The 7,789-nt window shown below is 53.5% G+C and carries 9 protein-coding genes; 2 read left to right on the forward strand and 7 right to left on the reverse strand.

What is annotated here, in order from left to right; all coding sequences use genetic code 11:
- Positions 1-59 precede the first annotated feature (59 nt).
- The 4 genes from ACR0EZ_RS25470 to ACR0EZ_RS25485 all read right to left on the reverse strand — a co-directional run bounded on the left by ACR0EZ_RS25470 (position 60) and on the right by ACR0EZ_RS25485 (position 2,853).
- A complete protein-coding gene (locus tag ACR0EZ_RS25470; RefSeq protein ID WP_480617620.1) occupies positions 60-1,361 on the reverse strand; it encodes a DUF1173 family protein in 1,302 nt (433 codons plus the stop codon).
- On the reverse strand, positions 1,358-1,819 hold the full coding sequence (locus tag ACR0EZ_RS25475; RefSeq protein ID WP_480617621.1) for a hypothetical protein: 462 nt from the start codon (positions 1,817-1,819) through the stop codon (positions 1,358-1,360). The genes ACR0EZ_RS25470 and ACR0EZ_RS25475 overlap by 4 nt, the downstream gene beginning before the upstream one ends.
- A 149-nt stretch (positions 1,820-1,968) precedes the next feature.
- Positions 1,969-2,382: a thermonuclease family protein gene (locus tag ACR0EZ_RS25480; protein ID WP_480617622.1), complete on the reverse strand. Its 414-nt coding sequence runs from the start codon at positions 2,380-2,382 to the stop codon at positions 1,969-1,971.
- A gap of 117 nt (positions 2,383-2,499) precedes the next feature.
- Positions 2,500-2,853 (reverse strand): hypothetical protein, encoded by a 354-nt coding sequence (locus ACR0EZ_RS25485; RefSeq protein WP_170717111.1) that lies wholly within the window; start codon positions 2,851-2,853, stop codon positions 2,500-2,502.
- A gap of 424 nt (positions 2,854-3,277) precedes the next feature.
- Between ACR0EZ_RS25485 and ACR0EZ_RS25490 the strand changes: the two genes are divergently transcribed.
- Positions 3,278-3,793, forward strand: a complete 516-nt coding sequence (locus tag ACR0EZ_RS25490) for a hypothetical protein (protein WP_480617623.1) — start codon at positions 3,278-3,280, stop codon at positions 3,791-3,793.
- A 46-nt stretch (positions 3,794-3,839) separates the two neighbouring features.
- Here ACR0EZ_RS25490 and ACR0EZ_RS25495 read toward each other — a convergent pair whose 3' ends face one another.
- Positions 3,840-4,823, reverse strand: coding sequence for an alpha/beta hydrolase (locus tag ACR0EZ_RS25495; protein ID WP_480617624.1), 984 nt, complete (start codon positions 4,821-4,823; stop codon positions 3,840-3,842).
- A complete protein-coding gene (locus tag ACR0EZ_RS25500) occupies positions 4,816-6,447 on the reverse strand; it encodes an RcgA family putative transporter (protein WP_480617625.1) in 1,632 nt (543 codons plus the stop codon). The genes ACR0EZ_RS25495 and ACR0EZ_RS25500 overlap by 8 nt, the downstream gene beginning before the upstream one ends.
- A gap of 209 nt (positions 6,448-6,656) precedes the next feature.
- On the opposite strand from ACR0EZ_RS25500, the gene ACR0EZ_RS25505 reads away from it, so the two are divergent.
- Positions 6,657-6,839 carry a hypothetical protein gene (locus ACR0EZ_RS25505; protein WP_480617626.1) on the forward strand — a complete coding sequence of 61 codons (183 nt, stop codon included), beginning with the start codon at positions 6,657-6,659 and terminating at the stop codon, positions 6,837-6,839.
- A gap of 116 nt (positions 6,840-6,955) precedes the next feature.
- Here the strand turns inward: ACR0EZ_RS25505 and ACR0EZ_RS25510 are convergent, their stop codons facing one another.
- Positions 6,956-7,585 (reverse strand): LuxR C-terminal-related transcriptional regulator, encoded by a 630-nt coding sequence (locus ACR0EZ_RS25510; RefSeq protein WP_480617627.1) that lies wholly within the window; start codon positions 7,583-7,585, stop codon positions 6,956-6,958.
- Between the last annotated feature and the right edge of the window lie 204 nt (positions 7,586-7,789).

The following is a 7,789-nucleotide window of genomic DNA, read 5'->3' on the forward strand; positions in this document are numbered from 1 at the left end:
TCTCATCTCCACTCCTTGGCGGTTACGATGAGCCAGAAACCCTCTCTTATCAAATCGACCTAAACTGTCCCATTGGCGCTGACGTCAGACACTCCGCTTGGAATTGGGTTGTCCCAGGTTTCGTCCGCGTCCCCCTCCGGGAGTCGTGAGTGGCAGCTGGAGGGGGACGCACCACGATCCGGAAACGGGCGCATCGGCCCATCGTCAAACCAGCACCAGCTCGGGTAGTGCCCTTCTTCCGAGGCGGTGGTGAGCAGTGCCAGCGCACCGGCGTCGTCGGGATTATCAGCAACGAACACGGCAACAGGATCTGGCGTGTCCAGCAGAACAGCGGATGCGATTGGTGCATCAGCCGGAAGGTTGAACCGCATCTGTTTCTGGAAGGCGCGGGACTGTTCGGTCAGCGCATTCAGCACTTCCAGTTCGCGCAAGCCTTCAAACGGAATCCAGTTATCCGTGACCAGCATCATGCCAATCTCATGCAGAACCGGATAACCCGCCTTGGCGATAGAAAAGCTGGCGATCACGATGGCATGACCAGACCCCATGGCTTCAACGAGGCGCAGCTGATCCCCGAACACGTTCTCAAACTTCTGCGCAAGCTCCGCATCAGCAAAGAACGCGCAATCCGGGGCATGTTTGAAGATGAACCGCGCCCCGTGCGCCGTGGGTTCCTTCCATTTGTGTTCCGCGACCACCAGACCGAAAGGAGTTGCACCGCGTCCAGCTGGCCGCAGGTTGGCGAAGAGTTGGTTTCGTCTGGCTGCAATCTCACCTTTGTTCTCAGGCTTGAAGTATTCCGGGACATAGAGGATGCGGGCCAGCTCCTGACCTTTGACGATCTTCGCCGCCGCGGCCCTGCGCAGAGCGTGGTGGTTCACACCCCAAAACCGCTTTCCTTCCATTCTCGGATACCATTTGCCCAGATCCGCCTCATGCCAGAGGAAATGCAAAACGCTTGTGATCGTAAGCTTGCGCGGTGCGGCCTTGGCCTCGGTTGGCTTTGCACCAGTCTGTTCGGGTGCAGTTCGGCTCGTGCTGTTCTTGCGCAGCGGAAATCCTAGTTTGAGCGTGGTGGTGCCGTCATCAGGATCTTCGGTGATGGCCGACGCCTGGACCTGTGCCAGCCCGGATAGTTCCTCGGGCGGCAGGAAGGACGGGCAGTCAATTGCGTGATCTGGCCCGGTCCCGGGCATCCGTTTGACGATGAACCTGCCAGCGGTCGCCGCGATATACATCTCTGGGGAAGGCGAACGGCACCCGCATTGAACGCGTGTGCCGGCATTGTGCGCCACCGTCAGAGCGTGTTGACCCGCTTCGCTGTCGACTACCAACGGAGTGCCATTCAGAAACAGGGTCATTCTGCAGCCCCCAGACTGCTCTGAGGCGTGTTGACCAATCCGTGATCGATAAGGGTTTTAATTTGGATTGAATAGGTTGGGTTGAGTAGCTTGTGGTGCGTAGCATCTGGTGGATTGCAATTTACGGAAATGTGGTAGGTGCGGCTCAAACCGAACCTAGCCACATTCTCTCTTCGGTGTAGCACCACATGCATCGAAGAGAGGTCATCTCGGAGGTTGCCGTACGACGGCGAGATACCGTTATCGGGGTTTAGGTCAAGATATTTACCATAAAACGGATTACACGGGCCGCGATCGCCCGGCGTTTTAGCCGACATTGACACCCTACAATCTTCGGAACCCGCCAGAGGTTTCAGAGCTGGCCGAGGCGTGTGCTGGTCTACGGAAGCCAATGTGATTGACTCCGCCGCTGTGCTGTCCTTTTTAGGAACAGCATCGAGGTTTGCTGTTTTCTTCATCGTTACGGTTTTCTCTTGATGCGTGAGAATTGCCCCGGATGGCTTTGGGGCGTCTCTGGCCCTGTCAGTTGTTGGCGCAACCGACAGGGCCGTTAACTGCTCGATCTAGTTTTCTTCCTCCTGCAGTTTTCTTGTTTTCAGTCTTTCAATTATGGGCACCAGGACTGGCGTTTGCCGCCCGAGTACGGGCGTGCAAGACCTTCAGAAATCAGGATGGTCCCGACGTTCTGCCCAGCCACACGCCCGACCGCCAGAAAACGGTCATGCCTGTCGACGTCGTCTTCGATTTCAAGATCGATGTACCCGACCGTTTGGATGAGTTCCGTGAGCCGTTTCGTGGCTCGCAAACCCAACGCTTTTTCGGCGTCACATTGGGGTCGGTAAGTTTCGGGGGTATCGAAACCCACAAGCCGGTATCTGTCATCGCCATGGTCAATCGTATCGCCGTCAATGACGAGCACGTCAGCGGCTGACACCTGCAAGGTCGATTTCTGATGCCCGATCAGATCTGCGAGCAACGCTGCACAGAGTAGTATAGCCGTGAGAGAAAGCAGCTTTTTCACCTGGCTTGCCCTCCTACTGGAATAGCAAAGCCAATCCCGTGAAAGACTCGGTCTAAAACATCGATTAGTGAAAACTGCTTACTACGCCTTTCGGATCGTCCCGAAAGTGGCGCGACCTTAGTCCTCGTCTTCTTCCTTGTCGAAATCCAGGTTGATCTGCCCCCGCACACCATCTGTCGTGATGGTAAGATCGTTGTGGAGAGTAATGTCGCTGCCCTGCCTGAACCGGCTGTGAAAATTGAAGAGGCCCGGAAACAGTGACAGCCTTCGAGGAACAACCCCTTGGGACGTCGCCCTCTCGGAGATGAGGACGTTGTCCTTACCGTCATAGCGGTAAATGCAAATGTATTGCGGACGTCCATTTTGCCCAAGCTCGACTAGGTCATACCGAAACTCATAGTCCTTACCAGATGCATCAAGGTCTCGTGCTTCACCTTGGGTGATCAATGGAAAGTTCTTTCTGTGCGGCATGGTCGTCCCCCTATAGGACGACTTCTTGCATTCTTTCGAATTCTCCGAAAGTTCTGATCCAGTAATTTCAATATTGCAAAATTTTAAATTTGCAAAACAGAAAATATGATGATCTAACTTTTTTGCAGAAATCAGCGCAAACGATCCCCGAAATCATTGCTGCCGAAAGGACAACACCATGTTTCGACTAAAGCTACTGGGATGCACATCAGCTATCACTCTTGGATTCACCGCTCCGGCTTACGCCTACCCAATCGACTGTGCGATCTTCTTATGCCTTGCTGGAGGGTGGCCGAGTTCACCAGATTGCAATGCCGCTCGGGCCGAGTTCGTCCGTCGTATCACCCCCTTGCCGGTTGAGCCGCCGCTTCAACTCTGGCGATGCCCAATGGGCGCAACCTCGGGTTCTGCCGACATGTCACCCATGCAGCGTCTCGATGCCATCAAATCATCAAGTGCCAACCCGCTTCCTGAATTACCCGGGACGTATGGCAAGACCCCGCAAGTTATAGATGCCATTTACTCTCAAGAGTCTTGGTCGTCGCTCGATGTCTCCGATACCTTGGAATTGGTGCCGCTTGGAATAAGCGAAAAGCTGTTGGCAACTATCGGCGCTGGGTCCCCTGCCCTCTCTGAGCCTATTCTGGCAAAAGTGAATCTATCAGCTCCTGATTTCGATGTCGTCAGGTCCATACGGGTGTGGCACGTCCGTCACTACAGCTACAAAGTGCGGGAACGCGAAGGGCCTTGCGAAACCCGTTTGGATATGGAGTTCGGATCGTACGACGAAAACGCCAGTTTCAGTTGGTCCGATCACGCGCCTGGCCCGCGTCCTGCGTGGCTACCCTTGCGTCGGCAATGCCCAAGCTATTTCCGCGGCGTGGGTGTCGAATGGTCGGACATTTTTGGCCGCTACGACTATGTGCTCGTACCATACTAGTGAACACAAACAGTGGCTATCTGAGCGCGGCCAGAACACGGCTAGCCTACGTGCTCGACGCTATCGGCATGTCTTTGTGCGTTGAGCCGAAAAGCTCGCATATTTGAGCCAACACGTTTTCGCGAACACTTGGTACCTCATACAAAACGTCGTGTCTCGCGTTTTGCATCAGCTCGAATTTCCCACTGGGCCAACGCGCCATTCTGTCCCTGATTGCAGGGATTGCAACGATTTCGTCTTCAGCGCCACAGAACGTGAGGCACGGGATGTCGGGAGATTTCACTTTAGAAAGTGCTCGAGTTTCTTTGAGGGCCTGAAACAACCAAGACATACTGGGCCCGCCGATCTGCTGGTCAGGCAGGGATTCCGAAACGTTCTGATAATACTGGTACATATCAGGGTCATGTGTCAGTCGGTTGACGTCGAACCCTGTTGTCAGCACATAGCTCTCGCCACGAGTGCCGGGAGCATAGGTGGCGCCTTTTCCAAGAACTTGAAACACGCCTGACAGAGGCCATGCTCCGAGCCGTTGCAATGTCGGCAGGTTAATGTCCCACAGGGGGGCAGTGAACGCGCATGCTGAAACTGGAAGACCTTCTATTATCGCACGCAGACCGACACATGCGCCCAGAGAGTGCCCAATGAGGTACCAAGGCTGCGGCAGATTGAGAGACTTGGCCGCTTCTACCGCGGCCGCAACGTCCTTCTGGTAGTCAGAGAATCTTACGACATGGCCCAGCATCGGATCTTCGGCGAGCCTGTCGGAAAGTCCCTGGCCGCGCCAATCTACAGCGAAGGCAGTGTAACCAGCGCGATGTAGATATTCGACGGTGCGCCCGTACTTTTCGATGTTCTCCGTTCTCCCCTGAAACAGGAAGACAGTGCCCTTGAAGGATTTTTCGGTTGGCCAATGAGCCACCCTGAGACGAACATTGTCATCGGCAAGTACCCAATAGGCGCGCACATCGGATGGGCCTTCCGCGACATCGGGATGAATGGGGGCTTTTTCCAGAGCAATCGTCTTAAGCATCTAATTCTCTCGTTTTTGTTGCGTTCAGCCAACCTAAGGTGGGACGTGTAAGGAAACATGCAGCCAAGACCAGGGCGGCAATCAAAAGGACCGTGAAGCCGGGAAACACTCCAATGAGCATATAGGTCACCGTCAGAAGGAGCAGGACCCCGTACATCATCCTCAGGGACAGTCGTTTCGCGTTCTCGCCTTTCAGCAGGCGTAGGTTCGTAACCGCTTTACGTATTCTGGTTGTGCAGATCACAAACACTGCGAAAATCACAAGCAGACAGAAGAGGCTGTAATAGAAACCCGGCACATTCTGGTGGAAGCCGTACCCGTTCAAATGCGAGCCGCTACGCCAAAAAGGAGTCAGTAGATCGGCTGCCAGCCAACCAACGATGTCCTTGCCGTCCGAGAGCAGGAAGCTGGCCTGAAGCTTCATCAAGATGGTGATCGTCAGGCCCAGTGAACAACACCGAAAAACTCCAATAATCAGGGCGTCGCCGATCATTGCTAGACATCGCCGCTGTTCTTCAGCCCTGTCGTGGGCGAGGCCCGTAGAAAAATCGACAAAATCATCGGTGAGCGTATAGAGGACGATCAAGCCGGCAAAAAACAGATAGGACCCAAAAGCATTCAGCAGAAAGACGAGCCCAGAGAAAACAATGGCGTTCGGAACTGAAACCAGATCAGGTTGGAAGATCGCAATTCTTCCCCAGTCGACCGGCCAGTTCCCAGCATCCCCAGACAGCAACGGGATCAGATGTGTTTCCACCCAGTTGAAAGCCGAGGCTATCAAAACGGTCACAACAAATACCGCCCAATACACATAGGACATCGCCGCAACCCTGCTTGCCCAACTTGTTTGTGGTGGCGTTGAATTGGACCTCATCACCAAGTCAGGTCGCCAATCTTCTTTCCACTGCCTTAGCAGATTGATCAACACGGCGAAGTAGATTGGCAGAAGTAAAAGGAAAACAACATTCCAATTTGGGGCCCACAAAAAACCGACTTGCTTTGTGGTTCCGGACGGAAGTGCGAATAGAATGCTGTGGACGTTTAATGAAAACGACATCAGCCCCAAAGCGGTGGCAGCAGCGAATACCACGGCTGGCAAGCCTAATGAAGAATGAGCACTGAACATCGCCTCCGTTCGTCCGGCCAATCCCGGGATTTTCGTCGGCTCTACCCCCTTGTCGCGGTTCCTTGTATTCGCAATCTCATCTTGATCGCCCTTGGAAGCACCATCAGAGTGGTTCGCTCCGCGCTTTTGAGCACTCCGCGTCTCTCTTCGCTTTGCTGCCAATCGTCTGTTGGCAGCATTGAGTTCCGCCCTCCACGCCGTGATGGCCTCAGGATTGTCACAACCAAAGATGCGCGCCAACCAATGAATGTTGTCCGCGCTAATACCTTTGTCATTGTCCTGAAACCAATGCTGGACGGTCCGAAGGTCTACGCCCATTTTGTTGGACTCGAATTGAGAGATGGTGCTGGCAAGAAGCTCTGGTGTCCAGGAGCCTACAGGTAATCCTGTCTCATCGGTCGGAAGACCAGCGCCGACAGACATCAAGTACTTAAAGAGCTCTTTGATGTCGCTGCCGTTTTTCGGCGGAGGAACAAAATATTTCCCTCGCTTGGTCAATGGCTTCCACGCTTTCGTTTCGTTCTATTTCGTCCTGTGTCGTTTCGTTTCGTGCGATTGTCAACGAGCCGAGATACTCAGCTATAAGTTGAGCTATATCCCGCTTCATTTCCCGGGGTAGATCGCAAAATCGAACAGTCGAAAATCCCCTACCCTTCGCTTGACGCTGGGTTTTGAGGAATGGGCCTGCAGGTTACCAAGGAACAAAAATGCAGACACAGCAAACAAGCGAGCGCGCGAAAAGAGCCGAACCGATCATTGAGGTGCAGGATGCCCACACTGGCAAAACGGTGGTGCTTGTCTATGCGTGGAACAACGGACAGGTAAGCGTCGCATCCGACAGTGGGTTGAAGGTGGTAGAGCTATCTCCCACGGCGCGCCTTCGTCTTTGAGAAATTGATCCCGAGGTTAGGTAGAGTGCTTCGAAATCATGGAATTTAACATAGTTTCACTTACACCAAGATATTGCGTGTTCGATAGTACACGCCCGGCTATTGGCGCAATTCAATTAATCTGAGGCTGCGCCAGAAGAGTAGAAGAATGCAATCGCTTGAGTCCGATTTTTGACTGAGAGCTTTTCATATATATTGGACAGGTGAAATTTCACCGTGTTGGTTGAGATTTGCAGGTCTTTCGAAAGATCGCGGTTCGATAAGCCCTTGGCCAGTGCTTCAAGTATGATGCGCTCTTTACGTGACAGGGTATGGATCGGGTCTCTCTGCATTTTCCGAACGTCGATGAATGGGAACACCATTTTGCCGACAGCTACGTCTGCGCAGGTTTCCAACAGGCGCTCAACCTCACCAGACCGCGAAGCAAACCCCGCTGCGCCGGCCTGCATTGCAAGGCGCGGAACATCTCCTGTCTCATCGCCGTAGACGACAAAACGGGGTGCGTTTTCCTGTTCACGCAAAACCTCGATCAGTTTGGCAGCACCCAGAACCGGCAAATTCCAGGCAATCACGCAGACCTTTACCGGTACTCTCATGACCGCGCCCAGGAAGCCTTCGGCGGTTGCAGATGTAGCAACCAGAGAGAATCGCGGATCGCGCTCAAAAATCTCTGACATGGCCGACAACACCAGTGGATTGTTGTCGGCAAGCATAACGTCGATCGGTTGCTCTGAAGGGTCTGACATTGTTTTTACATCCAAATTTCCAATTTACTACCAATTAGTATAGGTTGTTTCTTGGTATACATCGGCATTCTTGCCAAAACGGGTAGGTTATTCCCCATCTTATTAGAAGGCCTAAAGCAGTAGTAAGTTACGTTGCGTCATAGGGCAAGTCCGCGTTTCCTGCTCGGCAACGTACCACACCGGGCCTCAGCGCCCAGCCAGTTG

The sequence above is a fragment of the Ruegeria sp. AK4 genome, from assembly GCF_056541025.1.